The organism is Arthrobacter sp. BB-1, from assembly GCF_006151685.1.
In the GTDB taxonomy this organism is placed as follows: domain Bacteria; phylum Actinomycetota; class Actinomycetes; order Actinomycetales; family Micrococcaceae; genus Arthrobacter.
Genome location: NZ_VDEV01000010.1, coordinates 82085 through 107163, shown reverse-complemented (window position 1 = coordinate 107163; position 25079 = coordinate 82085). Strand labels below are relative to the sequence as shown.

The window sequence follows — 25079 nt, the reverse complement described above, 5'->3', positions numbered from 1 at the left end:
CCACCCCCTCCCAGCCCAACGAAAGGCACCCTTCATGAACCTCAAATCAGCCCGCCACCTTGTCAACGGCACCTGGCACGCCGCCGGAACCGCCAAGGACGTGACTGATCCCGGCAACGGCAGCACCGTGGGCGAGGTGGCCTGGGGCACCGGCGACGATGCCACCAAGGCCGCCGACGCCGCGGCACAGGCCTTCGGTTCCTGGTCGCGCAGCACGGTCCGCAACCGGGCCGATTTGCTCCGCAACGCCGCCGACCTCCTGGCAGAACGCCGCGAGGAGCTCGCCCACACCCTGGCGCTCGAGGCAGGCAAACGGCTCCCCGAAGCACAGGGGGAAGTGGACTTCTCGGCCGAGTACTTCCGCTGGTTCGCGGAGGAAGCGCGCCGCGCCACGGGCACCGTCAGCCCGCCCGAACTCCACGGCCGCCGCCACATCAGCACGCGCAAGCCCATCGGCGTGGCCCTCAGCCTCACGCCCTGGAACTTCCCGGTTTCCATCCAGGCCCGGAAGCTCGCCGCGATGCTGGCCGCCGGCTGCACCGTGGTGGGCCGGGTGTCCGAGAAGGCCCCGCTTGCTGCCACCGGACTGTTCGAGGTCCTGCACGATGCCGGGTTCCCCGCCGGCGTGGTGAACCTGGTCCATGGTCCCTCCCGGGAAATCACCGCAGCCCTGATGTCCCACCCGGCGGTCAGGGCCGTCAGCTTCACCGGCTCCACGGGCGTTGGCCGGCAGATCATGGCCTCCGCTTCCGAACGGGTGGTCCGGCCGCTGCTGGAGCTGGGCGGCAACGCGCCCTTCATCGTCTTCGAGGACGCGGACCTGGATGCCGCCGTGGAGGGCGCCGTCCTCGGCCGGCTCCGCAACGCCGGACAGTCCTGCGTGGCAGCCAACCGCTTCCTGGTCCAGGACAGCATCGCGGAGGAGTTCGCGCAGAGGCTGGGCGCGCGCTTCGACGCGCTAAGCATCGGGCACGGCGTTCCCGACGGCGGGGCACCGGTTCCGGACCTCGGTCCCGTCATCGACGCGGAACGGGTGTCAGCGGTCCAGGCCCTGATCGACGACGCGCTTGACCGGGGCGCCCGCCGCGTCACCCAGCGCACCGACGTCCCCGGCCAGGGCTCCTTCCTGGCACCCACCCTGCTGGCGGACGTCCCCGATGACGCACCCCTGGTGACGGAGGAGGTCTTCGGCCCTGCGGCCGGCGTCGTGACCTTCTCCTCGGAGGAGGAAGCCATCCGGAAAGCCAACGCCACGGAGATGGGCCTTGCCGCCTACGTGTGGAGCAGCAGCCCGAAGCGTGGCTGGGACATTCCCGAGCAGCTCGAGGCCGGCATCGTGGGCGTCAACGATCCACTGCCCTCCGTGGCCTTCGCGCCCATGGGCGGCGCCAAGCAGTCAGGGCTGGGCCGGGAGGGATCAAGCCTGGGCCTCGAAGAGTTCGAGGAGGTCCAGTACGTGGCCTGGAGGCCCTAGGTGCTGACCACCGGGCTTGTGCTGGGCGCCGTGGTGATGGGAGCCGGGATGCAGCGCATCACCGGAATGGGCTTCGCCCTGGTGGCCGCCCCCTTCCTGGTCCTGCTCCTGGGCCCGGTGGAAGGCGTGGTGCTGGTGAACGTGTGCGGCGCCGTGACGGCGGGGGCCATCATCTTCCGGGTGGTCCGGGACATCGACTGGAAGCGGTACCTGCTGCTCTCGGCGTCGGCCCTGCTTGGCATCATCCCCGCGGCGTTCCTGATCCGCCTCATCCCGGCGGCGGTCCTGGAGATCGGCATCGGGGTGATCCTCGCCGTCGGGCTGACGGTCCTGCTGGTCCTCAAGTCCGCCACCCTTCCACCTCGCCGGCGCTATCTCTTCACGGCCGGCGGCCTGAGCGGGTTCATGAACACGGCGGCCGGAGTGGGTGGCCCGGCGGTCAGCATGTACTCCATCGCCACCCGGTGGCAGCACAAGTCCTTCGCGGCCACCATGCAGCCCTACTTTTTCACCATCGGGGCGTTCTCGCTGATCTCCAAAGCCTTGACCGCGCCCGCCACATTTCCCGCGCTTCCGTGGGGAATGTGGCTGGCCGTGGGCGTGGCCTGCCTGGGCGGGCTGGTGCTGGGCGACGTCGCCTCGAAGTACGTTCCCGCCCGCGCCGCCCAGATACTGCTGATCATCCTGGCCTACCTGGGGTCGGCCGCCACCATCATCCGCGGCGTCATCGACGCCGCCGGGTAACCCCAACAACTTCGCTTGCGCTTGTAACAGAGAGAGGAAACAAAATGACGTGGCTGAACAGTGCCGCACATGCCCGTTGGCTCGAGGCGGAAACCGACCGGCTGGTCAACTTCGCCGCGGCAGCCAAGGTCCCTACCGGATTCGGCTGGCTCGACAACTACGGCAAGGTGTTCGCCGACAAGCCCACCCATCTCTGGATTACCGCCCGGATGGTCCACAGTTTTTCCGTTGCGGCTTTGATGGGACGGCCGGGTGCCGCGCTCCTGGTGGACCACGGCATCGGGGCACTCAACGGGGTCCTCCACGATAAGGAGTTCGGCGGCTGGTACGCCGAAGTCAACGAAAACGGCCCGGTAAACTACACCAAGTCCGGCTACCAGCACTCGTTCGTGCTCCTCGCAGCCGCCAGTGCCGTGGCCGCGGGGCGCCCCGGAGCGCGCGAACTGCTGGACGAGGCGCTGTGGATCGCCGACACAAAATTCTGGGACCACGAGGCCAACATGTGCTTCGACTCATGGAACCGGGAGTTCACGGAAACCGAGGCATACCGAGGCGGGAACGCCAGCATGCACTCGGTCGAGGCGTACCTCATCGTCGCCGACGTGACCGGGGAGAACCGCTGGCTGGAACGCGCCCTCCACATCGCCGAGGTGCTCATCCACAACTTCGCCCGCAACAACAACTACCGGGTGTTCGAGCACTTCGACCCGGAGTGGAACCCCATGCCGGAGTACAACACCGATGACCGGGCCAGCCAGTTCCGTGCCTACGGCGGGACCCCCGGCCACTGGGTTGAGTGGGCCCGCCTGCTCCTCCACCTCCGCGCAGGGCTGGAGGCCCGCGGACTGGACGTTCCTGCCTGGCTGCTGGAAGACGCGCGGGGACTGTTCGACGCCGCCATCCGCGATGCGTGGGAGCCGGACGGCCATCCGGGATTTGTCTACACGGTGGACTGGGAAGGGAAGCCGGTTGTGACCACCCGAATCCGCTGGGTTCCCGCCGAGGCAATCGGGGGCGCAGCAGCCCTCTACATTGCCACCGGCGAAAAGAAGTACGCGGACTGGTATGAGCGGATCTGGGACCACGCCCGTGACTGGTTCATCGACTACGAGCACGGATCCTGGAAGCAGGAACTCGACGAAAACGGCAATGTCACCTCCACCGTGTGGTCCGGCAAGGCGGACATCTACCACCTATGGCACTGCCTGGTGGTGCCGCGCCTTCCGCTGGCCCCCGGCCTGGCGCCAGCCGTCGCTGCGGGCCTGCTCGACGCACGCCTTCTCGGCACCACGCAAGGCACGAGCCTGTGACCCGCTGATACCGCATCAAATTCCCCACCCGCGCTGCCTGCCCCACGCCGTCGGCCGAACTCCCGCCCAAACCCCTCACGAAAGGACAGCCATGCCTGCCATCACCTCCGAAGAAACAGTCCTGCGCATCGCCGCCAACGACGCCGAACCCCTGAACCTGCGCCTCGACGCCGGCGCGCCTGTGGCGGTGCGGATCGACGTGCAGGGCACCTGCACCTGCCGGGGCGGCGCGTCCGTTCGGCCGGGCTCCTACACCGACACCGACTTCGGTAAGCGATAACCGGCCCCGCACTGCCGGCAGCGGGAGTCGCCGGGGAGGGAGTCGCCGGGAGGGAGGGGCGGGACGACGTGTCACATCTATGACAGACCCTTCGATCCTGTAAATTTAAGGGAGGAATTGTCCGGCCAGCGAGCCGCGTTCCACCCCGCCCCCTTGAATGGATCCTTCCCCCATGTCTTCCGCCATTCCCGCGCCGGAACCTGCCCGCTTCCCGTATGCCGCGATGGTGGTCCTGGCCACCATCGCCTTCACGGCCATCACCACCGAGCTCCTGCCGTCCGGGCTGCTGCCTCAGATCAGCACGGCCCTGAACGTGTCCGAGCCGGTGGCCGGCTACCTGGCCGCGGCCTATGCCGCCGTCATTGTGGTGACGGTGGTCCCGGCCGCCCGGCTCCTGGGGAAGATTCCCCGGCACGCGCTGCTGGTGGGGCTCGTCCTGACGTTCGCCGCCAGCAACGCCATGGTGGGACTCGCGCCGGACTTCACCGCCGCCATGATCGCCCGGCTGGTGGGCGGCCTGGCGCACGGCCTGCTCTGGACCACCATGGCCCCGTTCGTCACCAGGGTGGTTCCGGCGGACAAGGTGGGCAAAGCCCTGGCCATTGTCTTCAGCGGCAACAGCCTGGGCCTGGCCATCGGCGCACCCGTGGGCACGGCGTTGGGCGGGTTCCTCGGCTGGCGTTCGGCGTTCCTGGTGCTGGCGGGGTTTGGGCTGGTCCTGACGGTGCTGGCGTTCTTCCTGCTGCCGCGGGTGCAGCGCATTTCCGACGCCGTCCGCCCCTCACTGCGCAAGGCCATCGCCCAGCCCGGGGTGAAGTCGGTGGCCGTCGCCTGGCCGCTGCTGGTCCTGGCCCACTTCGCGCTGTTCACCTATATCGCGCCGTTCATCCGCGAGGCCGGTTTCCCGGACTACGCCATCAGCCTCTCACTCACCGTCCTGGGCGGCTCCGGGCTGCTGGGCATCTGGATCGCGGGCCTCACCGTGGACTCCAAGCCCCGGCGTTCACTGCTGATGACGACGACGGCGATCGCCCTTTCCATGTTCTTCCTCCCCCTCGCCGCGGGCAACTTCGCCGTGGCCCTGGTCCTGATGACGGTCTGGGGTGCGGGGCTCGGCGCAATCGGCATCTACAACCAGTCCGCCATCCTGCGGGCAGGAGGCGAGTTCCAGGAAGCCGCGAACGGACTGACGGTGCTGACCATCCAGCTGGGCATTACCGTGGGCGCCCTTTACGGTTCCGCGGCGCTGGTGGTGGGCGGCCCGCTGCTGGTGCCCGTGGCCGCGGCGCTGCCGGTGGTGGCAGCGTGGATCATCACGCTTGCCGGGAAGAAGCACGCATACCCGCCCGGACCGCGGGAACGGGTGTGGCTGGAACCGCGGCCGGTGGGGCGGCAGGCGGAGCTGCCCGTGCCGGAAAAGGTGGAGGACCCTGCCTAGGGCCAAGCTTTCCCTGTTAACCTCCCCTCCAACTCCCTGCACCCAGCGCGCAACCTGCCCCTCCTAGCGTTGACGGGTCACCGGCGGAACCGCCGGCCCCGTCATCCAGGAGGAACCATCACATGCGCAAAGTCCTGACGTCCGCGGCAGCCGCCGCCCTCATCGCCGCCGCGTGCGCCTCGGCGGGTCCCGCCGTCGCCGCCCCGGACACCGATGCCGGCATGCCGTCGTCGAACGCTGCCGGAACCGCCACCTCAGCCCTGAAGGTGAACGAGCGCAACGGCTCCTTCGACCTGCAGTCCCACCGCGGCGGCCGCGGCGAATGGACCGAGGAGTCCCTCGCAGCGTTCACGAACTCCCTGGCGCTCGGCGTGACCACCCTGGAACTGGACACCCACCTGACCCAGGACGGAAAGGTGATCGTCTGGCACGATGACACCATCCAGGCCGCCAAGTGCATCGACACCGCACCCGCCGCCGCCGGCGACCCCGAATTCCCCTACGTGGGCGACCGCGTGGCCGAGCTGTCGCTGGCCCAGGTCAAGACGCTCAACTGCGGCTACGCGCAGCTTGCCGGCTACCCGGAGCAGGACGTGATCGAGGGCAACCGGATCGCCGAGCTCAAGGACGTGTACCAGCTGGTCCGCGACGCAGGCGCCGAGAAGGTCCGCTTCAACGTGGAGACCAAGGTGGAGGCAAGCCAGGTCGGCGGCGCCGGGATGGAATCCCTCACCCGAGCCGTGGTGGCCGAGATCCAGGCTTCCGGCATGGCAGACCGCACCACTCTGCAGTCTTTCGACTGGTCCTCCCTGAACCTCACCAAGGACATCGCGCCCGAACTGACTCTGGTGGCCCTCTCCAGCGGCGACACCTGGATGGGCGTGGGCCAGCCCGGTGCCAGCCCCAACCTGGGCGGCGTCGACATCGACAACTACGGTGGCTCGCTCGCCAAGGCCGCAGCGGCCCAGGGGTATGACGTCATCTCCCCCACGTTCCGCTCCGTCACCCCTCAGATGATCGCCGAAGCCCACGAGCTGGGCCTGCCCGTCATCCCGTGGACCGTGAACACCACCGCGGACATGGAGCGCCTCATGGACCTGGGCGTGGACGGCATCATCACCGACTACCCCACCCGCCTGCGCACCGTCATGGAGGAACGCGGCCTGAAGCTGCCCAAGGCCTACTCGCTGCAGGGCTAATTTCCGGATAATGGCCGACGGCGGCTGCCGCACTTCCGCGCAGGAGTCCGGCAGCCGCCGTCGTGCTGTGCACCACGCCCGGGGCTGGCGGCGGATTTCTGCCCCGGACGCGAACATTGGTAGAGGTTAAAGGATGCAAGACCTACTCAATCCCGCCATGCCCTTTATTGCCGTCACCCTGGCAGTGGCCGCAGGCCTGGTCCTGTCCTGGCTGCTGCGCAAGCTCGTCCTGCGCCTCAACCGCAAGCGCCCCGAGCTGCAGGCCACGTCCCGGATTGCCCGCCAGCCGCTGCGCCTGGCACTGTGCCTGATCGGCGTCCGGGCCGCGCTGGGACTCACGGCCGCCGGCGAAAGCTGGCACGGCGGCGTCGACCATCTGCTGCTGATTGCCCTCATCGGTTCCCTGGCCTGGCTGGCCGTGGCGGTGCTGCTGATCATCGAAGCTGTGGTGCTGGGCCGGTACAGCGTGGACGTCGCGGACAACCGGCGTGCCCGGCGGCTCCGCACCCAGATGATCCTGGCCCGCCGGATCGGCGTTGCGCTGGTGGTGGTGCTCGCCGCCGGCTCGGTGATGCTCACCTTCCCGGCCATCCAGGCCCTCGGCGCCGGGCTGCTGGCCTCCGCCGGCGTGATCTCGATCGTGGCCGGACTCGCCGCGCAGACCTCCCTGGTTAACGTCTTCGCCGGGATGCAGCTGGCCTTCACGGACGCCATCCGCGTGGATGACGTGGTGGTGGTTCAGAAGGAATGGGGCCGGATCGAGGAGATCACGCTCACCTACGTGGTGGTGCACATCTGGGACGACCGCCGCCTCATCCTTCCCTCCACGTACTTCACCACCACGCCATTCGAGAACTGGACCCGCCGGCAGTCCGAGGTGATGGGCACGGTGGAGTTCGACCTCGACTGGCGCGCGCCCGTGGAGGACATGCGCGCGGAGCTGCGCACGGTCCTGGCCGGGACGGAGCTGTGGGACCAGCGCGTGGGCATCCTGCAGATCACCGACGCCACCGGCGGATTTGTCCGGGTCCGGATCCTGGTGAGCGCCGCGGACAGCGCGGCCTTGTTCGACCTGCGGTGCCTCATCCGCGAGGCAATGGTGACCTTCCTGCAGCAGGGCCATCCCGAGGCTCTCCCCCAGCAGCGCTGGACCGAGGCAGCGTCCGACGGCGGCACCTCCTCCCGCCGCCATCAACCGCTGCGGGGGCTGGGTACGGCCGGCCGCGACGGCTCGCGGGCGTCGGCCGACCCCCAGGAGTCGCAGCTGTTTACGGGCTCGATGGAGGCGGTGCAGCGCTCCCGGGCGTTCAGCGGGCCCGGCGACGAGGTGTTCCAGGACCGGGACCATACGCTGGCTTCCCGCAACTAGACCCTTGATAGGTGACCATATGGTCACCTATCATTTCTACCATGGACGCAGTGTTCAGGGCACTCGCCGACCCCACCCGCAGGGACCTGCTCGACGAGCTGTTCCGCGAGGACGGACAGACCCTCGGCGCCCTCGAAAGCCGGTTCGAGATGAGCCGGTTCGGGATCGCGAAACATCTCCGGATCCTGGAGGAAGCCGGACTGGTGGTGGCCCGCCGCCGGGGGCGTGAAAAGCTGCATTTCCTGAACTCGGTGCCCATCCGGCTCGTCCACGACCGCTGGGTGAGCAAATATGCAGAACCATGGGCCGCTGGCCTCAGCGACCTCAAATCCAGATTGGAAAGTCCCATGGAGAAAATCTTCGAAATCTACATCAAGACCACGCCGGAACGGCTCTGGGAAGCCATTACGGACAGTGAGATCCGCAGCAAGTACCAGTTCGGGAACACCATCGAGTCGGACTGGACGCCGGGCGGACGCTTCGTGATGAACAATGCCAAGGCTGACGGACCGCTTGGTGAGGGCGAGAACCTGGAAGTGGACCCGCCGCGGCGGCTCGTCCAGACCATGCGCGCACTGTGGGGTGAGGACGTCAAGGCCGAGGGAACCTCGAAGGTGACCTGGGAGATCGAACCCGTGGGTGATTCCTGCCGCCTGACCGTCACCCACAGCGACCTCCGGGAAGGAGCCAACGAGCAGCTCTACGGCGGTTGGCCCATGATCCTCTCAGGCCTGAAGACCTGGCTGGAGACCGGCGAGAAGCTCACTACGCCGGGCTCGCTGATGTACGGCTAGGACGCACGACGGCGGCCCTCCCCTTTGCAGGGTGCGCCGCCGTCGCTGGAGGTTCTTTTGCCGTCCTGGGCTATGCCCGCGGAACGCGGACGATGACCGGTCCGAGCCTATCCGCGGTGAGCGTCACCTTGAGCGCCTGGCCGGCGAAATCCGCAGATCCCCCGGGTCCTTCCAGTGAAGCCTCCGCCAGTACGAACCGGTCTGGCGCCAGTTCGAGAATGGCCTCAGCCCCCTCGCCTTCGGAGTCGACAAAAGCGACAACTTCCGTCCCCCGGTCCACCCAGCGAATCCAGGGACCGTCCTTGCTTGCTGCCGGAGTGTTGTCCAGCGGCTGTGCGCCCACCAGGTACTGTTTGGCGTTTGCCATCCAGCGCCCCAGGTCGGTCAGCGCCTGGCGCTGGATTTCGGGGATGGTTCCGTCCGCCTTCGGCCCCACGTTCAGCAGGAAGTGCCCGCCGCGGGAGACGATGTCCGTGAGGTGCCGGGCCAGCTGCTGTCCGGTGAGCGACTGCTCCGGGCCTTCCACCTGGTTGTACCCGAAGGAGAATCCCACGCCGCGGCAGTTTTCCCACTGCGACTCCGACTCGGACTGGGAGAAGTGCTCGTACTCGCTGGTGGCGTAGTCCTTGTGGGTGGCGCCCCAACGGTCGTTGACGACGCCCTCCGGGTTGGCGGAGTAGAAGTGCTGGAACAGCCTGCCGAGCCCATACCCGCCAAAGTGCTTGCCGGCGTCGGGCCATTCGATGTCGTTCCACAGGACGTGGGGCCGGTATTTGTCCACCAGGTCCACCACGTGGTTGTACGCGTACTCGGCGTAGCCCGCGTCCTTGGGCCGGGCGGTGTCATGGACGCTTCCGCTGGTGATATGCGGTGGGAAGGGACGAACATGCCAGTCCAGCCCGCCTGAGTAGTAGAGGCCCAGCTTCAGGCCCGTGTCCTCGACGGCCCGGGCGATCTCGCCGATCAGGTCCTTTCGCGGACCGCGCCGGACGGTGTTCCGCTCCCCCGTTCCGGGAGCATCCCAGAGGGTGATGCCGTCGTGGTGCTTGGTGGTGGGGACCACGTAGTCAGCGCCCGCAAACTTGAACAGCTCCATCCAGTCCGCGGGATCGAACTGTTCGGCTTTCCACTGGTCAAGGAAGTCGTCGTAGTCCCCGCCGCCGTAGGTCTCCTTGTGGTGCTGCTGGGCAGGGCTGCCGTCGATGCGGATGGTGTTGTAGTACCACTCCGCGTACGGGTTGTGGGTGAACCACTCCCGGTCATCGTCGATGGTGCCGAGGGCTCCGATGGGTTCGGCCCAGGCGGGGACTGAATAGGCCCCCCAGTGGATGAAGATGCCGAACGGAGAGTTCTGGAACCACTCCGGTGTGGGGCGGGACAGCTGCTGCCATTCTTCAGGGCTGGCCTTTTCGTTGGTCATTCTGAACTCCATTCTTGAATAGAAAAGTCTTAGAAAACCGTAGGAGGGTTGGTGGGCCGGACTGGTCAGCGTCCGCCGAAACCGCCCATGCTCACGCCTTTGACAAGCTGGCGCTGCAGGAGGATGACAACGAGCAGGCTGGGAAGCACTGCCAGTGTTGCTGCGGCCATGAGGGGCCCCCAGTCAGTCCCCCGCTCACCTGAAAACATGGACAGGCCCAGCGGGATGGTCGCCTGCGAAACGTCATTGATCACGATCAAGGGCCACAGGAAGCTGCTCCAGTAATCGATGAAGCTGAAGACTGCCACCACTGCAAGTGGCGCGCGGACGAGTGGCAGGATGACGCTCCACAGGATCCGGATGGAGCCAGCCCCGTCAATCCGGGCCGCTTCCTCAAATTCCACCGGCAGGGAAAGCAGGAACTGGCGGATCAGGAATGCCCCGAAGGCCCCAAACGCAAAGGGGACGACTAGGGCAGTCAGTGAATTCACCAGTTCCAGCTTGTTCATCATGATGTACAGCGGGATGACCAGGACCTCCTGGGGCAGCACAAGTGTTCCGAGGAAAACAAGGAACAGCTTGTCCCGGTGCTTGAACTGCATCCTGGCGAAGGCGTACGCGGAAAGCAGTGACACCACGGTGGTCAGGGCGGCGCCGGCAACAGCCACCAGGAAGCTGTTGATGATGACCCGGCCAAAGGGGATGGCCGTCCAGGCGGTGGCATAGTTGGACCATTCCACCTTTGAAGCCATGAAGCTCGCCCCGGTGGAAAAGATTTCCGAGGTGGGCTTGAGGGACGTGGCAAGCATCCAGAGGAACGGGAAGAAGAAGACCAGCCCCACGAGGATGACGCCGACACGGCTGATGTAGTGGCCAGGGTGCCTCTTCCTTCGCATGCCTGCGCTGTGTCGCCGATGGATGGCGGGCTTGTCGGTGGCCGGCTTGGCCAGCGTTTCAGTTGTCATAGTTGACCAGCCTCTTCTGCTGCGAGAACTGCAGGGCCGTAATGAGCATGACGATCACGAACAGCGCCCAGGCGAGCGCCGAGGCGTATCCGAGCTTGTCGAAGGAAAAACCATTGCGGTACAGGTAGAGCACGATCGTATTGGTGGATTCGCCCGGTCCGCCCAGCGTTAGCAGGTAGGGCTGGGTAAACACCTTGAATGACCCGATTATGGTCATAACCGTGCAGAAAAAGAGCGATGGCGAGAGCATGGGCAGCACGACCCGGAAGAACCGCTGCCACGCACCTGCCCCGTCGATGCGGGCCGCCTCCAGCAGGTTTGGCGAAATGCCGTTCAGCCCCGCGCCCAGGACGATGATGTTGTAGCCGATGCCCTGCCAGACGGACATGGCGATCAGCGATCCCATGGCCAGCTGGCTGTCACTGAGCCAGGACGGACCGTCGATGCCGAAGTTGGCGAGGAAGCTGTTCACCACGCCGTCATCGGTCAGCATCAGGCGCCACACCAGTGCGTTTGCCACCATGGGCGTCACTACCGGGATGAAGAACAGTACCCGGAAGAAGGGTCCCCAGCTGCCGAGCTGGTGCAGCCAGGTGGAGAGTGCCAGCGCCAGGACGAGGTTAAGTACGGTGTAGCTGACAGCAAAGAACAAAGTGTTGCCCAGGACCGTCCAAAAGACCGGGTCACCCGTGAGCATACGGGTGTAGTTGTCCAGCCCCACGAATTGAGGCGTGCCGAAGAGTGGCCAGTCGAACAGGCTGATCACCAGGGAGGCCACAAGCGGCAGCACGATAAAGATCAGGAACCCGAGCATTCCGGGAGCGAGGTAGGCTGCGGCCAGCCTGCCATGCCCGGGAATGCCGGCGGGTTTCCTTCCGTTTTTGACGGCTAGCGTCGGTAGAGCAGTCATCATTGACCTTTTCCGTGAAGGGGGCGGACTCCCGGCGGGAGCCCGCCCCCGGGGAAATTTACTTAGCGGAGTTCATGATTGTGGAGAGAAGTTCCTCTGCGGACTTGCTGCCTCGGAAACCCTCGCCGGAGTACTGCGTGAAGGTTGTTTCCACCTGGTTCCAGCTGGGCGTGGTGACCAGCGGGCGGCCGCTCTCCAGCAGCGCTTCCACCACCGCGACATCAGCTTCCGGCTTGTTGCCGGCCCAGTCCTTGACCGCCGATTCTACAGAGGGCACCGTTCCGCGGGCTGCACCTACGGCGCCCACCACCTCAGGCGTGGTGATCTTCATGATGTTCTGGAACGCTGCTTCCTTGTCTTTGCATGATGCGGCAATGGCAAACGCGGAACCTTGGATCATGCCGATGCTTTCGCCGGACGTGGAAGGAACCACGGCGATGCCCACCTTGCCCTGGGTCTTGGTAGTGAGCGTGTCGTACATCCAGGGTCCATCAATGATCATGGCCGCCTTGCCGCTCATGAACTGCTGCTCCGGGACGTCAGTACCGTCAGATGCCTGCGGAGCGTTGGCCACCTTCTCCTTGGCGGCAAGGTCGAAAGCGAACTGCTGATCCTTAACCAGGCCTTCATTGGTCAGGTCCAGCTGTCCGTCCTTGACCGGCTCATTGCCGTTTGCGAACGCAATCGGCAGGCCCGGTCCGGAGCCGAAACCGGGCGGAACGGCAAGGCCCATCACTCCGTCCTTGGTCAGCGCCTTCAGGTCTGCCACGAACTGGCTGGTGGTGTAACTGAGGGTTGGTTCCTTGACCCCTGCCGCGGCCAGGAGGTCCTTGTTGTAATAAAGGACCACGGGCTCCGCGTCGTAGGGGATGCCCCGGAGGGTGCCGTCTACCGTCAGGCCGTCGATCATCGCCTTGTTGTACATGGACACGTCAATGTTGTTGCTCTTGGCCAGGTCGTCCAAAGGCACGGTCAGGTCCTTGAGCTCCTGGGCCCGGGCTGCCTGCGTGGTGATGATGCACGGGGCGCCGGAACTCGACAGCCGGGTCTTGACCTTGGTCCAATAGTCATTGAAGCTCGGGCCCTCAAGGGTCAGGTTGAAATCAGGATCCTTCTCCTTGGCAGCGTCAATGAACGCCTGCCACTGCGCGCGGTCGTTTTCGTTGGTGATCCAGGTGTACATCGAGGAGGCTTCCTTGCTCTCACCCGACGATCCGGCGCTTGAAGAACCACAGGCGGTGAGCGCAGAGGCTGCAATCGCGGCCACCGCTGCCGCACCGAGAAGACGGCCGGTAACGCGTTTGTTAAACACGGTGTATGTCCTTTCGTAGCTGGGGACAAAGGCTGCCCGGCAACGTCTTCGTAGCCTGGCTGATGTGATTCCCGCAACCTTTGTATAACCAACAGAATGACCTGCACCTGCAGCGGAAGTCAAGGAATCATCTGATCTTTCTGTGCTCCTTGGCGGATTCCCGCTGCAAATGCCCGCGCCTTCAACCCATTTCGTAAAACAAGATCAGACGAATAGCTGGTTATCGAATAACCTTGCCGTCGGACTTGACCTCCAGCGCCTCCTCCGCGCGTTCTTCAAGCCCGGACTCCGGAATGGCAGTCACGTAGTCCTCCACGGCGTACAGGTGGTTTGCCATCCGCGTCCTGGCCCGGTCCACATCATGCCGCCGCAGGGCCTCCAGGATGCCAAGGTGCTCACGGTGCGTGGCGAGCAATCCTTCATTGTCATGGATGGATCGCCACATGCGCCCACGGATGGTGTTGGTGGACACGGTCTCGATCAGCGCGGACAGCACGTGGTTGGCTGAAGCCTCGGCAATCAGCCGGTGGAACTCGACGTCGCACTGCATGGCAGCGGCATGGTCGATTGTGGCGGCATGGATTGCGGCATAAGCCCGCTCGAGGATGCGGTCAGCCGCGTCCAGTTGCTCCTCGCCGATCCGGATGGCTGCCGCCGCCGCAGCCTCGGTCTCCAGGGCCCGCCGGACAGTGTGCACCTGGTTGGCCCGCTCGCCATCCTGCAGCCCCACCCAGAACTCCATCGCCGAAAGTAGCGCGGCGGGCTCAAGCCGGGTCACGAAAGTGCCCGCCCCCTGCCGGGTTTCCAGAATGCCCATGGTGGACAGTGCCCGGACACCTTCCCGAAGTGAGCCGCGGGAGACCTGCAGTTCCGCAGCCAGATCCTTTTCGATGGGCAGCCTGTCGCCAGGCCTGAGCCGGCGGGAGGACAGCATCCGCTTGACGCCGGAAATTACTACGTCCGTCTGGGACATTGAGCCGTTGGGTGTGCCACTAGCCATGGCAGCCGCCTTTCTGGGTGCACTTTCAGCGGGGACTTGGCCCCACTTCCTTTTTCATCAGATGTATTGCTTGGAAAAAGCATCAAAGTCCTATATTCTCATCAAATACTTCCAAATACATCAGATGATGCTGCCAACGTTGCTGCACCATCATCTTCATAGCCTGAACCTGGAGGGCTCACCTTGCCACACATCACCGGATATGACGTGTTCGACGTGCGTTTTCCCACTTCACTGACTGCGGACGGCTCGGACGCCATGAACCACGACGCTGACTACTCCGCCGCTTACATAGTCCTCACCACAGATGATCCTGCCGTTTACGGCTGCGGATTCACCTTCACCATTGGACGAGGCAACGAAGTCTGCGCTGCGGCCATGGAACTGCGGGCCCGCCCGCTCCTGGGACGGGATATTGATGCAGTCTGCGGAGGCCTCGGAGAGACCTACCGCGGCCTGAAACAGGATTCACAGCTCCGCTGGCTCGGGCCGGACAAAGGCGTGGAACACCTAGCCCTGGGAGCCGTCATGAACGCGGTATGGGACCTGGCCGCGCGGCGGGCAGGAAAACCGCTGTGGCGCCTCCTGGTGGACATGCCGGCCGAGGATATCGTCGATGCGGCGGACCTCACTTACCTTTCGGATGCACTTTCCCGGGAGGAGGCCCTGGAAATCCTGGCCCGGCTGGCTCCCAGCCGCCGCGGACGCATGCAGCAGCTGACCGAAAGCGGCTACCCGTGCTACACAACATCCGCCGGCTGGCTAGGCTACTCCGACGAGAAGCTCCGGCGGCTTTGCCAGGAGGCCGTGGACCAGGGCTACCGGCACATCAAGCTGAAAGTCGGCGCATCACTGGAGGACGACATCCGACGCCTCAGAATCGCACGCGAGGTGATCGGGCCACAGGGCAACCTCATGATCGACGCGAACCAGGTGTGGGACGTTCCCCAGGCCATCGACTGGGTCAAACAGCTGGCGGAATTCAATCCGCTCTGGATAGAGGAACCTACCAGCCCCGACGATGTCCTGGGCCACGCAGAAATCCGCAGGGCCGTCCAGCCGATCGGAGTGGCCACCGGGGAGCATGGCATGAACCGCGTGCTCTTCAAGCAACTCTTCCAGGCGGGGGCGGTGGACTACTGCCAGCTGGACGCCTGCCGGCTCGCCAGCGTGAACGAAGTGCTTGCCGTCCAGCTGATGGCCGCCAAGTTCGGCATCCCGGTTTGCCCGCACGCCGGCGGCGTGGGCCTGTGCGAACTGGTCCAGCACCTCTCGATCTTTGACTTTATCGCCATCTCCGGCGACCTTACAGGACGCGTCACGGAATTCGTGGACCACCTCCATGAACATTTTGTTGATCCGTGCATCATCCGGGACGGCGCCTACATCATGCCGGCGAATCCCGGCTATTCGGCCGAGCTCAAAGTACAGACGCTGCAGGACTATGCCTTTCCCTGGGGCAACTACTGGACCGGAACGGACGCAGGACGTGCGGAACAGGCATGGCGGGCAGGCAGCGCAGAGCGCGGTGTTGCATTCGCGGCCGGCCGGGCTAGGGCTGGGGCATGATCAACTACACACTGACCCATCCGGGCCTGCTGGCTGCCCTTGCCGAGTCCGGTCACGGTTCGCAGATCCTTGTTGCAGATGCCAACTACCCCCACAACACAGGGGCGCCGGCATCAGCCCGGCGAATTGCCCTGAACCTGCGGCCGGGCCTGCTGACCATCGACCAGATCCTAGAGGTCCTGATCGACGCAGTCCCCATGGAGGCAGCAGCCGTGATGACGCCACCCGACGGGAGCTGGACGGAGGCGGTCAAGGGATACGGGCAGGCCCTGGGCAGCGCTGTTCCCTTCACCTCGTACCAGCGTTTCGACTTCTATGATGCGGCGCGTTCACCGAACGTAGCGGTGGTCATCGCCAGCGGCGATACCCGGCACTACGCCAACCTGCTGCTGACAATCGGTGTCCGGCCCGAGGGTACGGCGTAGTGGAGGCACCCGCATGAAGATCATCGATTCGCACGTCCATGTCTGGGACCCGGGAGTCCTTGACTACGGCTGGCTGGCCAACAATCCCGATTTGAACCGGCCCTTCCTCCCGCAGGATCTTCCGCACACGCCAGCTGACACACTGGCAACCGTATTTGTGCAGGCGGACTGCCGGGACAACCAGGGGCTGAAGGAAGTGGACTGGGTAGCCAGCCTGGGCAGCACCTGGCCTTCCCTGGGCGCAATCGTGGCCTTTGCCCCGGTCAGCAGCGGGGACCGCGTGGCGGAGGACCTTGGCCACCTGCTGCAGCGCCCTTTGGTCCGAGGAGTTCGGCAGCTCCTGCAGGGCCGGGACGAATCCTTCGTGCTGCATCCGGACATGCTTGCCGGCGCGCGGTGCGTGGCGGACGCGGGCCTTGTTTTTGACGCCTGCATCCGCTCCGGGCAGCTCGCCACTTTAGCCGCCTTCGCCGACGCCGCGCCGGGGCTCCAGATCGTGCTGGACCACATGGGAAAGCCACCTATCGCCAGCGGTGCCCTCACGGAGTGGAGCACCGGGATGCGCGAACTTGCCCGCCGGTCCAACGTCGTCGTCAAGATCTCCGGAGCCGGCGCCGAATCCGACCGGAACCGACCGCCCGGGCCACAAGCCCTGCCGTACATCAAGGAAACGCTGCACCTTTTCGGTGCAGACCGCTGCATGCTTGGCAGCGACTGGCCCGTCTCACTGACTGGACCTGCCACCTACAAGGAGTGGATCACGACGGCGGAAACAGCGTTGGCAGGTGCGACCGCAAGCGAACGCGCGAGCGTCTCGTCCGGGACCGCGGCCGGAGTGTACCGGCTGGCAGAGAGCACGGGCGGGGCAACTACAGAAGCCAGGAAACAGGAGAAGGAATGAGAATGCAGGCAGAAACGCGCACCATCCCCGGCACCGGAATTTCCCTGCCGGTGCTCGGCTTCGGCGCAGCACCCATCGGCAACCTGTACCGTCAGGTGCCGGAACAGGAGGCGGTCGACGCCGTCGCCGCTGCCTGGGAAGGCGGCATCCGCTACTTCGACACCGCACCGCACTACGGGCTCGGCCTCTCGGAACGCCGCTTAGGGGCGGCGCTGGCCGGCCAGGACCGCGGCAGCTACGTGCTCAGCACCAAGATCGGACGCCTGCTGCGGCCGAATCCGTCACCGCAAGGCAAAGACACCGAGGGCTTTGATGTCCCCGATAACCTTTGCCGGGTCCGGGACTACTCCCGGGACGGGGTGCTGCGTTCCATCGAGGAAAGCCTGCAGCGGCTTGGGACAGACCGCATTGACATCGTCTACATCCACGACCCTGACGACTACTGGACCGAGGCGGTGGAAGGTGCGGCACCGGCGCTGTCCGCCCTCCGGGACGAGGGCGTCATCCGCGCCTGGGGTGCGGGCATGAACCAGGCCGGCATGCTCCACCGGTTCGTCACCGAGACCGACATTGACGTGGTGATGCTCGCCGGCCGGTACACGCTGCTCGAACAGGGCGCGGCAGCAGACCTGCTACCGGCCTGCCTTGAACGCCAGGTGGGCGTGGTGGATGTTGGCGTCTTCAACTCAGGCCTGCTCTCCAAGGAGCGGCCCGCGCCCGATGCCACCTACAACTACGCCCCGGCCCCGCCGGAACTCCTGGAAAGGGCTAACCTGCTGGCTGACATCTGCGAATCACACGGAACCAGCCTCCCGGCCGCCGCCCTCCAGTTCCCCTACCGCCATCCCGCCGTGGCAGGCGTGGTCCTGGGCATGCGGACGCCGGACCAGGTGAAGCAGAACCTCGACCTGGCTGCCCAGTCTGTCCCCGAGTCCCTCTGGGATGAACTCCATGCCCGCGGCCTGGTCACCTGACCACCGGCAGTACGCCGTCCCTGCAACGAGGAAAGAAGAACAATGCAATTAGCGCGCATGGGTGCTCCCGGCAAGGAAGTCCCCGCCCTGCTGCACGAAAAAAAGTACTATTCGCTGGAACCGGTGGCGAAGGATATTGACGCCGACTTCTGGGAAACGGACGGACCGGGGCGGACCGCCGCTGCCCTCGCCGCCGGGGAGCTGGCTGAGCTCAACGTTGACGGCGTCCGGATCGGGGCACCCATCGCACGCCCCTCCTCGGTCATCTGCGTGGGCATGAACTACGCAGCGCATGCCGCCGAATCAGGGTCCGCACCCCCGACGGTGCCCATCATTTTCCACAAGGCTCCGAACACCGTGGCAGGGCCTTACGATGCAGTGGCCATTCCCCGCGGGTCCACCAAGACCGACTGGGAAGTCGAGCTGGGCGTGGTCGTCGGCCGCCGCGCGTCCTACCTGGAGTCTCCACGGCAGGCACGGGAGCATATTGCCGGCTACGTCACCGTCAATGACCTGTCCGAGCGAACCTTCCAGCTCGAGGTGTCGGGCGGCCAGTGGTCCAAGGGCAAGAGCTGCGCCGGCTTTTGCCCCACCGGCCCCTACCTGGTGACGCCCGACGAAGTGGATCCCGACGACCTTGCGCTGCGCAGTTGGGTTAACGGCGAAAGCCGCCAGGACTCCTCCACGCGGGACCTCATTTTCGGAGTGGAACAAATCATCTACGACCTCAGCCAATTCCTGGTCCTCGAGCCCGGCGACCTCATCTGCACGGGCACCCCGGAGGGCGTTGCGCTGTCCGGCCGGTTCCCCTACCTCAAAGCGGGAGACGTCGTCGAGATCGAAGTCGCCGGGCTGGGCCGCCAGCGGCAGGAATTCTTCCAGGGCTAGCCGCCAGGGACACGAAAGGAACAAGCAATGGAGTTTGAGGGACTTAGGGCAATCGTCACCGGAGGGGCGTCCGGTATTGGCGCCGCCACCGCCGCTCTGCTCAAGGAGCGCGGTGCCGCTGTAACAGTACTGGACCTGCAACCGGAGCAGGCTGGCCCCGGCATCGCCATTCACTGCGATGTCTCCGACGACGGGTCCGTCCGCCGCGCCGTCAGGGAGGCAGCGGAAAAGATGGGCGGCATCGACGTCGTGGCCAACAACGCCGGTGTGGGCGCGCAGGGCACCATTGAATCGAACGACGACGACGAATGGCACCGGGTCTTCGACATCAACGTCGTGGGGATGGTCCGTGTTTCACGGGCTGCCCTCCCCTACCTGCGGGAGTCCAGCCATGCTGCCATCGTCAATACCTGTTCGGTGGCCGCGACGGCTGGACTCCCCCAGCGTGCCCTCTACAGTGCCACCAAAGGCGCGGTGCTGTCGCTGACATTGAGCATGGCCGCGGACCATCTGCCCGAAGGCATCAGGGTCAACTGCGTTAACCCTGGAACCGCGGACACCCCCTGGATCGGCCGGCTCCTGTCCACGGCGCCGGACCCTGCAGCGGAACGTGCGGCGCTGGAGGCGCGCCAACCCCACGGGCGGCTGGTCACGCCGGAGGAAATCGCTGCCGCGATCGTCTACCTCGCCAGTCCCTTGGCGGGTTCCACTACCGGCGTCGATCTCGCTGTGGACGGCGGCATGCAAGCACTTCGCCTCCGGCCACGCCCCGCCACTTCCTAGGCTTGTTGCCAGCGACGGCGGCACATGCCGCGTGGAGGAAGGGAACCTCCTGCTCTGCGAGCGCAGTCCCCACTTCCTGGTGACCGTTGCCATGGGGACCGAACTCGTAAAGCCGCCCGCCGGCGTCGTACTCTTCAGCGCCAGCGCCTTCCCGCTGAAGACGGAAGGCTGGCTCCAGCCGGACAACGCATTGCGGATCCGGCGGGACTGGCAGGGAGGGAAGGCGCTTGCGCCTGGTCACATCCGGCGCGTGCCGTCCCATCTGCGGCCGCGCAGGTTGCGGGTGGCCACCAGGGAGGCACCGATGAACAGCACGCCCAGGACCACGGTGGCCACGCCCACGTAGAACCATGCGCCGCGGGTGAAGATCATCAGCGCGGCACCCAGGATGCACAGGCCTTTCGCCGTGATGTCCAAGTACAGCTGTGCCTTTGGAGAAGCCATATCTCCACGATAAGCCCGGCGGTCCGGACTCTCAGTCCGCCCGCTGCCGCCACAGCAGGCTCACGCCGAACGTCACCGCGCACAGGACCAGCATCGCGAGGACCATCCGGGCCCAGCTTCCCTGGTCCACGCCGCCGCCCGCGAAAACGCCGATCATCACGGTGGCGGTGATGGCGCCGACGTACCGGCAGGTCTGGTAGATGCCAGCCGCAACGCCGCGCTCCTGCGGCCGGATGGAAACGAACATGCCCTGGTTGGTGGCGATGCCCACCGTTCCGTAGGGGATGCCCATCAGTGCGGTCAGCACCACCACCAGCGGGATCACCAGCGTGCCGGTCAGCAGCCACATCAGGGCGGCCGCCACGGTAAGGAGGACGACGCCGGCAATCAGCACCCGCCGCACACCGAACTTTCCCATCGCCCTGACGGCCCAAGGCGTAGCCAGGACGGACATGCCCGCGAGCGGCAGCATCAGGAGCCCCACGACGCCGGGATCGTAGCCGCCGGCTTCCTGCAGGAGCTGGGGAAGGCCGAAAAAGACAAAGTAATAGACGCTGCTGAACACCGCAAAAGCCAGGTAGATGAGCATCAGGGGCTTGTTGCGCCCCAGCAGCCTCAGGTCCAGGAAAGGGCGGTTGAAGCGCAGCTCGCGCCAGGCGAAAAGACCGGCGAGCACCGTTCCGGCGGCCAGCATCCACCAGCGGTAGGCGGGAAGGACGTTCAGTGCGGCCATCATCACCAGCAGCAGGGCGGCCACGAACCCGAGAATCCCGGGAATGTCCGAGTCACGCAGCAACTGGGCGAGGCTGCCGCGCTCCCGGGCCTCGTCCCTGGGTGCCGCCTGCCGGACGACCAGCAGCGCGGCCAGCGCCAGCGGGACGTTGACCAGGAACAGGGCCTCCCAGCCCACGAGGCTGACCAGCAGGCCTCCGATCACCGGGCCTACCGCAGCGGCGGAGGTGTTCGCCATCTGGAGCCTGCCCAGCGGACGCGCCGGCTCCACATTTGCCCGGTGCGCGATGGCCCCCACCATCACCACTGCGCTGGGATAGGCGGTGGCCGTTCCGAGCGCCATCACCGCACGGGCCAGGCAGAGCAGGGCGAAGTTCGGGGCAAACGGAGCCAGCGCACATGTCACCGCGACCAAAGCCATGCCAAGCATGAACATGCGCCGCGGCCCGAACCTGTCGGCCAGCCTGCCCATCACGGGCTGGCCTGCGGCAGACGCGAGGTAAAAGGAGGTGACCACCCAGGTGACGGCGGCGACGTCCAGCCCGAAGTCCGCGCGGAGCACCACCAGGGCAACGGCGATCATCGAGGAGTTCAGGGGGTTCAGCGCCGTGCCCAGGCTGAGGCCGGCGACGGCCAGGGCAGTCCGGGGTTTGTTGCTCACGGAAACAGTCTCGCGCACGCGGCGCAGGCTGCGCGAGTTGATGAACTATCCGGCCCGGTTCCCGGGCTGCACCGGCGGGAACAGCGCTTCCTCAACCAGTCCGGTAAGTTCGCGGATGGTGTCGGCCTGCCCTGAGGCTTCCATCCCCTCCGCGTTCTCGGTGTAGATCACCAGGGCAAAGGATGAGCCTCGGTAATCCAGGATGGCGGCGTCGTGAAGGTGCCCGTCGAGCTCCCCGTACTTGTGGAACACCTCGATCCCGGCCTGGGAGCCCGCAGGGATCAGGTCCTCGTTGTTCGTGTCCTGCATGAAGCTGAGCAGTTCCGCGGTGTTCTCCGCATTCAGCAGGTCCCCGGCGTAGAGCTGTTTGAGGACACGGGCCATGTCGGCAGGAGTCAGGAGGTTTTCCTCGGGATCATAAGTGACCCCGATGGAGGAGGCGTAGGCGATCAGCTGGGGATAGCCCACGGCATCCATCAGGAGAAGCCAGGAATCGTTGTTGCTCTGGTTCACCATCGCTTGAAGCTGGAACGCCGCGTCATAGTCGCCCAGGGGGTCGTCGAGGCGCGCCTCCCCCTTTTCCACCAGGCTGTAGTAGGCCGCTGCCGTGAGGATCTTCGCAGTGCTGGCCGCGTTGAAGGCTGCCTGGTCTCCAAACGTCAGCGCCGCATCACCGGACACGTCCGCCAACGCCAGCCCGATCCGGTAGCCGGCCTTGTCCGCGAGCAGGGAATCGATGCGGTCCTGCAGGGAATCCGGGGCCGTGGCAACAGGGTCCGCGGGCGCGGCGACGGGGATCGGTTCGGCCGCAGTCCCTTCAGGCGGAACCGAGCGCTGGACGGCCAGGACGAAGGTGGCAGCTATCACCAGTGCCACGGCACAAAACAGCACCGCAAGCCTGCGCCGTCCCGCGCGACGGGCCGGACGGGGGTCCCTACGGGGGCCCGGCCCGGAGGAAGGCTTCTTCTTGTCCACCGGCATAGGGGCTCCTGTCTGCTTCAACAACCGGGCCTGCATCATGCGGCCCCAGTGCACGCGATGCGATGTTGATTAGACCATTGAAGGTTGGGAGCCCCCTGAAAGCACGCAGGCGCGCCATGTCCCGGCCGGACAGTCCTGTGTGGACTTGCACCGCGCAGGTGCGGTGTTTGTCAGCGGGTGCGGGCAGCCAGCGCGGCGTCCAGGAACTCCAGGTGTGCGGGAGCAACGCGCACCGTGTGATCCGCGTATTCAGGATGCTTGGTGAGGAATTTCTTGATGTAGGGGCACACCGGGACGATTCCCACGCCGGCGCTGACCGTCTCATCCAGGGCTGCGGTGGCGAGCTGGCCCGCCAGCCCTTGGCCGCCGTACTCCTCGTTGATCACCGTATGGTAGAAAATCCGCTGCGGCGAGGCGCCGCCGTCGTAGTCCTTGTACACGGCCTTGCCGATCACGTTGCCGGCGTCGAGGATTTCGAAGCGCCCGCGGCCGGGGTTGTGGCGGACGGTGATGTCACTCAAGGGGGATCTCCTTCTGTGCGGTGTGCACTTCAGCTTAACCTCAGCCGAAGGACGCTTGTTCCCGCACCCATCCCTTGCCGTGACCCCACCGTCCGCCAGTCCGGGGTCAGCTCAGGTAGCCGTTCGGGTTGAGGACATACTTGGTTGCTGCACCCGCGTCGAACTCCGCGTAGCCCTGCGGCGCTTCCTCAAGCGTGATCGCCTTTGCGTTCACGTTCTTGGCGATGTTCACCTTGTCGTTCAGGATGGCCATCATCAGCTGACGGTTGTACTTCATTACCGGGCACTGGCCGGTGGTGAAGCTCAGGGACTTGGCCCAACCGGTGCCCAGGCTCAGGCTCAGCGCGCCCTTCTTGGCGGCCTCGTCGATGCCGCCCGGATCACCGGTCACGTACAGTCCCGGAATGCCCAGCGCACCGCCGGCTGCGGTGATCTCCATCAACGAGTTCAGCACGGTGGCGGGCGCTTCCTCTGCGTCCTTTCCGTGCCCGTGCCCCCGCGCCTCGAAGCCCACTGCATCCACGCCGCAGTCCACTTCGGGCACCCCGAGGATCTGTTCGATCTGCTCCGCCGGGCCTCCCTTGGTGAGGTCCACCGTCTCGCAGCCAAAGCTGCGCGCCCGTGCCAGCCTGTCCTCGTTGAGGTCTCCAACAATCACGACGGCGGCACCCAGCAAATGCGCGCTGGTCGCCGCTGCGAGGCCAACAGGACCGGCTCCGGCCACGTAGACCGTGGAGCCAACGCCCACTCCGGCGCTGACGGCGCCGTGGAACCCGGTGGGGAAGATGTCCGAGAGCATGGCCAGGTCCATGATCTTCTCCATGGCCTGGTCCTTGTCCGGGAACTTCAGCAGGTTCCAGTCGGCATACGGCGCCAGTACGTAGTTCGCCTGGCCGCCCACCCAGCCGCCCATGTCCACGTACCCATAAGCGCTGCCCGGGCGGTCCGGGTTCACGTTCAGGCAGATGCCGGTCTTGCGCTCCTTGCAGTTCCGGCAGCGGCCGCAGGCGATGTTGAACGGCACCGAACAGAGATCGCCGACTTTAATAAACTCCACATCGCGGCCCACCTCCACCACTTCACCGGTGATCTCATGCCCCAGCACCAGGTTGGGCGGGGCGGTGGTGCGTCCGCGGACCATGTGCTGGTCCGAGCCGCAGATGTTGGTGGCCACGGTCTTGAGGATCACTCCGTGATTGACCGGACGGCCCACATTCGCTGGGTTGACGCCCGGCCCGTCCTTGAGTTCAAAACTGGGGTAGTCAATGTCAATCAGTTCAACCTTGCCCGGCTCTTTGTAGGCAACGGCTTTGTTCCCTGTCATCTATCTCTCCTGAAGTCAGGCCTGCCCGGTGGGGCGGCCGTGATTTTGGGTCGTTGATGCTCCCCCGGGCAGGGGCACCGTCCGGTGGCCGACATTCCTGGCGCCTCAACATCAGGGGATATCGGGTCGGAAAGGGTCCAAATGGACGGGGGTCCGCCCAGTCTAAGCACGGCATGGCCGCATATCCAGAGGTTCGGCTCCTAATATCTCCACTCACCGGAATTAGGGGTTCCGGACACCCGGTGACTTCCGCGCCGAACCCTTGTAGTCTCGGCACGGAGAACGTTCCAGCGACCCAACACCGAGCGAAACCAAGGAGTGGACATGCCGGCCAACGAGGACGAAATCCAGATTCTGGACCAGTGGAGCAACCGGCTCGCCCAGGCACTGCAGATCCTGGACCTGAAGGTGGACCACGAGCTGCTCCTGGACCTGGCCCGGAAATCGGCCGACTCTGTCATCCACGCCGCCGCCCCGGTGACCACCTTCATGGTGGGTTACGCGGCAGGGCTGGAAGCCGGGACCGGCAGCGCCGGCAACCGCGATAACGCAGCTGCCGCGGTGGCCAAAGCCGCGGACACGGCCTTCCAGCTGTGCGAGGACGGGCACGACGGCGGGCCCGCCAGCAAGGGCTGGGCGGACACCGCGCAATAGCCGCGCC

At 65.7% G+C, this 25079-nt stretch carries 25 protein-coding genes; 15 read left to right on the top strand and 10 right to left on the bottom strand.

The window, feature by feature from the left end; genetic code table 11:
* Nucleotides 1–34 precede the first annotated feature (34 nt).
* The 8 genes from FHJ30_RS05270 (at nt 35) to FHJ30_RS05235 (ending at nt 8608) form a co-directional block, all read left to right on the top strand.
* Nucleotides 35–1474, top strand: a complete 1440-nt coding sequence (locus tag FHJ30_RS05270) for an NAD-dependent succinate-semialdehyde dehydrogenase (protein WP_139028250.1) — start codon at nt 35–37, stop codon at nt 1472–1474.
* Nucleotides 1475–2218: a sulfite exporter TauE/SafE family protein gene (locus FHJ30_RS05265; RefSeq protein ID WP_139028249.1), complete on the top strand. Its 744-nt coding sequence runs from the start codon at nt 1475–1477 to the stop codon at nt 2216–2218.
* Nucleotides 2219–2262: 44 nt separating this feature from the next.
* Nucleotides 2263–3528 carry an AGE family epimerase/isomerase gene (locus tag FHJ30_RS05260; protein ID WP_139028248.1) on the top strand — a complete coding sequence of 422 codons (1266 nt, stop codon included), beginning with the start codon at nt 2263–2265 and terminating at the stop codon, nt 3526–3528.
* A 91-nt stretch (nt 3529–3619) separates the two neighbouring features.
* The gene (locus FHJ30_RS05255) at nt 3620–3808 is read left to right on the top strand and encodes a hypothetical protein (protein WP_139028247.1); all 189 of its coding nucleotides are present in this window, start codon (nt 3620–3622) and stop codon (nt 3806–3808) included.
* A gap of 172 nt (nt 3809–3980) precedes the next feature.
* The gene (locus FHJ30_RS05250) at nt 3981–5246 is read left to right on the top strand and encodes an MFS transporter (protein ID WP_139028246.1); all 1266 of its coding nucleotides are present in this window, start codon (nt 3981–3983) and stop codon (nt 5244–5246) included.
* Nucleotides 5247–5368: 122 nt separating this feature from the next.
* Nucleotides 5369–6445 (top strand): glycerophosphodiester phosphodiesterase family protein, encoded by a 1077-nt coding sequence (locus FHJ30_RS05245; protein ID WP_139028245.1) that lies wholly within the window; start codon nt 5369–5371, stop codon nt 6443–6445.
* A gap of 133 nt (nt 6446–6578) precedes the next feature.
* Nucleotides 6579–7814 (top strand): mechanosensitive ion channel family protein, encoded by a 1236-nt coding sequence (locus FHJ30_RS05240; RefSeq protein WP_240793596.1) that lies wholly within the window; start codon nt 6579–6581, stop codon nt 7812–7814.
* Between the two features lie 41 nt (nt 7815–7855).
* A complete protein-coding gene (locus FHJ30_RS05235; protein ID WP_139028244.1) occupies nt 7856–8608 on the top strand; it encodes a metalloregulator ArsR/SmtB family transcription factor in 753 nt (250 codons plus the stop codon).
* A 70-nt stretch (nt 8609–8678) separates the two neighbouring features.
* Here FHJ30_RS05235 and FHJ30_RS05230 read toward each other — a convergent pair whose 3' ends face one another.
* From FHJ30_RS05230 to FHJ30_RS05210, 5 genes are all read right to left on the bottom strand, one after another.
* Nucleotides 8679–10028 (bottom strand): alpha-L-fucosidase, encoded by a 1350-nt coding sequence (locus FHJ30_RS05230; RefSeq protein ID WP_139028243.1) that lies wholly within the window; start codon nt 10026–10028, stop codon nt 8679–8681.
* A gap of 65 nt (nt 10029–10093) precedes the next feature.
* Nucleotides 10094–10993: a carbohydrate ABC transporter permease gene (locus tag FHJ30_RS05225; RefSeq protein WP_139028242.1), complete on the bottom strand. Its 900-nt coding sequence runs from the start codon at nt 10991–10993 to the stop codon at nt 10094–10096.
* Nucleotides 10983–11903, bottom strand: a complete 921-nt coding sequence (locus tag FHJ30_RS05220) for a carbohydrate ABC transporter permease (RefSeq protein ID WP_240793595.1) — start codon at nt 11901–11903, stop codon at nt 10983–10985. Before FHJ30_RS05220 ends, FHJ30_RS05225 begins: the two co-directional genes overlap by 11 nt.
* Before the next feature lie 58 nt (nt 11904–11961).
* Nucleotides 11962–13215, bottom strand: coding sequence for a sugar ABC transporter substrate-binding protein (locus FHJ30_RS05215; RefSeq protein WP_240793594.1), 1254 nt, complete (start codon nt 13213–13215; stop codon nt 11962–11964).
* A 220-nt stretch (nt 13216–13435) separates the two neighbouring features.
* Entirely contained in the window at nt 13436–14215 is a 780-nt protein-coding gene (locus FHJ30_RS05210) for a FadR/GntR family transcriptional regulator (protein WP_139028241.1), read from the bottom strand.
* A 183-nt stretch (nt 14216–14398) separates the two neighbouring features.
* Here FHJ30_RS05210 and FHJ30_RS05205 point away from each other — a divergent pair, with 183 nt between their 5' ends.
* Genes FHJ30_RS05205 through FHJ30_RS05180 form a run of 6 tightly spaced genes read left to right on the top strand, consistent with a single transcriptional unit; the run spans nt 14399 to nt 19755 of the window.
* Nucleotides 14399–15784, top strand: a complete 1386-nt coding sequence (locus FHJ30_RS05205; protein ID WP_139028240.1) for an L-fuconate dehydratase — start codon at nt 14399–14401, stop codon at nt 15782–15784.
* Nucleotides 15781–16209, top strand: a complete 429-nt coding sequence (locus FHJ30_RS05200; RefSeq protein ID WP_139028239.1) for an RbsD/FucU domain-containing protein — start codon at nt 15781–15783, stop codon at nt 16207–16209. The genes FHJ30_RS05205 and FHJ30_RS05200 overlap by 4 nt, the downstream gene beginning before the upstream one ends.
* Before the next feature lie 13 nt (nt 16210–16222).
* Nucleotides 16223–17110 carry an amidohydrolase gene (locus FHJ30_RS05195; RefSeq protein ID WP_139028238.1) on the top strand — a complete coding sequence of 296 codons (888 nt, stop codon included), beginning with the start codon at nt 16223–16225 and terminating at the stop codon, nt 17108–17110.
* A 2-nt stretch (nt 17111–17112) separates the two neighbouring features.
* Nucleotides 17113–18084, top strand: a complete 972-nt coding sequence (locus FHJ30_RS05190) for an aldo/keto reductase (protein WP_139028237.1) — start codon at nt 17113–17115, stop codon at nt 18082–18084.
* Nucleotides 18085–18126: 42 nt separating this feature from the next.
* Complete coding sequence (locus FHJ30_RS05185; RefSeq protein WP_139028236.1) at nt 18127–18972, top strand: fumarylacetoacetate hydrolase family protein; 846 nt, start codon at nt 18127–18129, stop codon at nt 18970–18972.
* 27 nt (nt 18973–18999) lie between these two features.
* Nucleotides 19000–19755, top strand: a complete 756-nt coding sequence (locus tag FHJ30_RS05180) for an SDR family NAD(P)-dependent oxidoreductase (RefSeq protein WP_139028235.1) — start codon at nt 19000–19002, stop codon at nt 19753–19755.
* A gap of 237 nt (nt 19756–19992) precedes the next feature.
* Here FHJ30_RS05180 and FHJ30_RS05170 read toward each other — a convergent pair whose 3' ends face one another.
* The 5 genes from FHJ30_RS05170 to fdhA all read right to left on the bottom strand — a co-directional run bounded on the left by FHJ30_RS05170 (nt 19993) and on the right by fdhA (nt 24418).
* Entirely contained in the window at nt 19993–20199 is a 207-nt protein-coding gene (locus tag FHJ30_RS05170) for a hypothetical protein (protein ID WP_139028234.1), read from the bottom strand.
* Nucleotides 20200–20230: 31 nt separating this feature from the next.
* Nucleotides 20231–21592 carry an MFS transporter gene (locus FHJ30_RS05165; RefSeq protein WP_139028233.1) on the bottom strand — a complete coding sequence of 454 codons (1362 nt, stop codon included), beginning with the start codon at nt 21590–21592 and terminating at the stop codon, nt 20231–20233.
* Between the two features lie 45 nt (nt 21593–21637).
* Nucleotides 21638–22573: a serine hydrolase gene (locus FHJ30_RS05160; protein WP_139028232.1), complete on the bottom strand. Its 936-nt coding sequence runs from the start codon at nt 22571–22573 to the stop codon at nt 21638–21640.
* A gap of 170 nt (nt 22574–22743) precedes the next feature.
* Nucleotides 22744–23094, bottom strand: coding sequence for a GNAT family N-acetyltransferase (locus tag FHJ30_RS05155; protein WP_139028231.1), 351 nt, complete (start codon nt 23092–23094; stop codon nt 22744–22746).
* 106 nt (nt 23095–23200) lie between these two features.
* Nucleotides 23201–24418: a formaldehyde dehydrogenase, glutathione-independent gene (gene fdhA, locus FHJ30_RS05150; RefSeq protein WP_139028230.1), complete on the bottom strand. Its 1218-nt coding sequence runs from the start codon at nt 24416–24418 to the stop codon at nt 23201–23203.
* Nucleotides 24419–24742: 324 nt separating this feature from the next.
* Between fdhA and FHJ30_RS05145 the strand changes: the two genes are divergently transcribed.
* On the top strand, nt 24743–25072 hold the full coding sequence (locus tag FHJ30_RS05145; protein WP_139028229.1) for a DUF6457 domain-containing protein: 330 nt from the start codon (nt 24743–24745) through the stop codon (nt 25070–25072).
* The last annotated feature ends 7 nt before the right edge of the window (nt 25073–25079 follow it).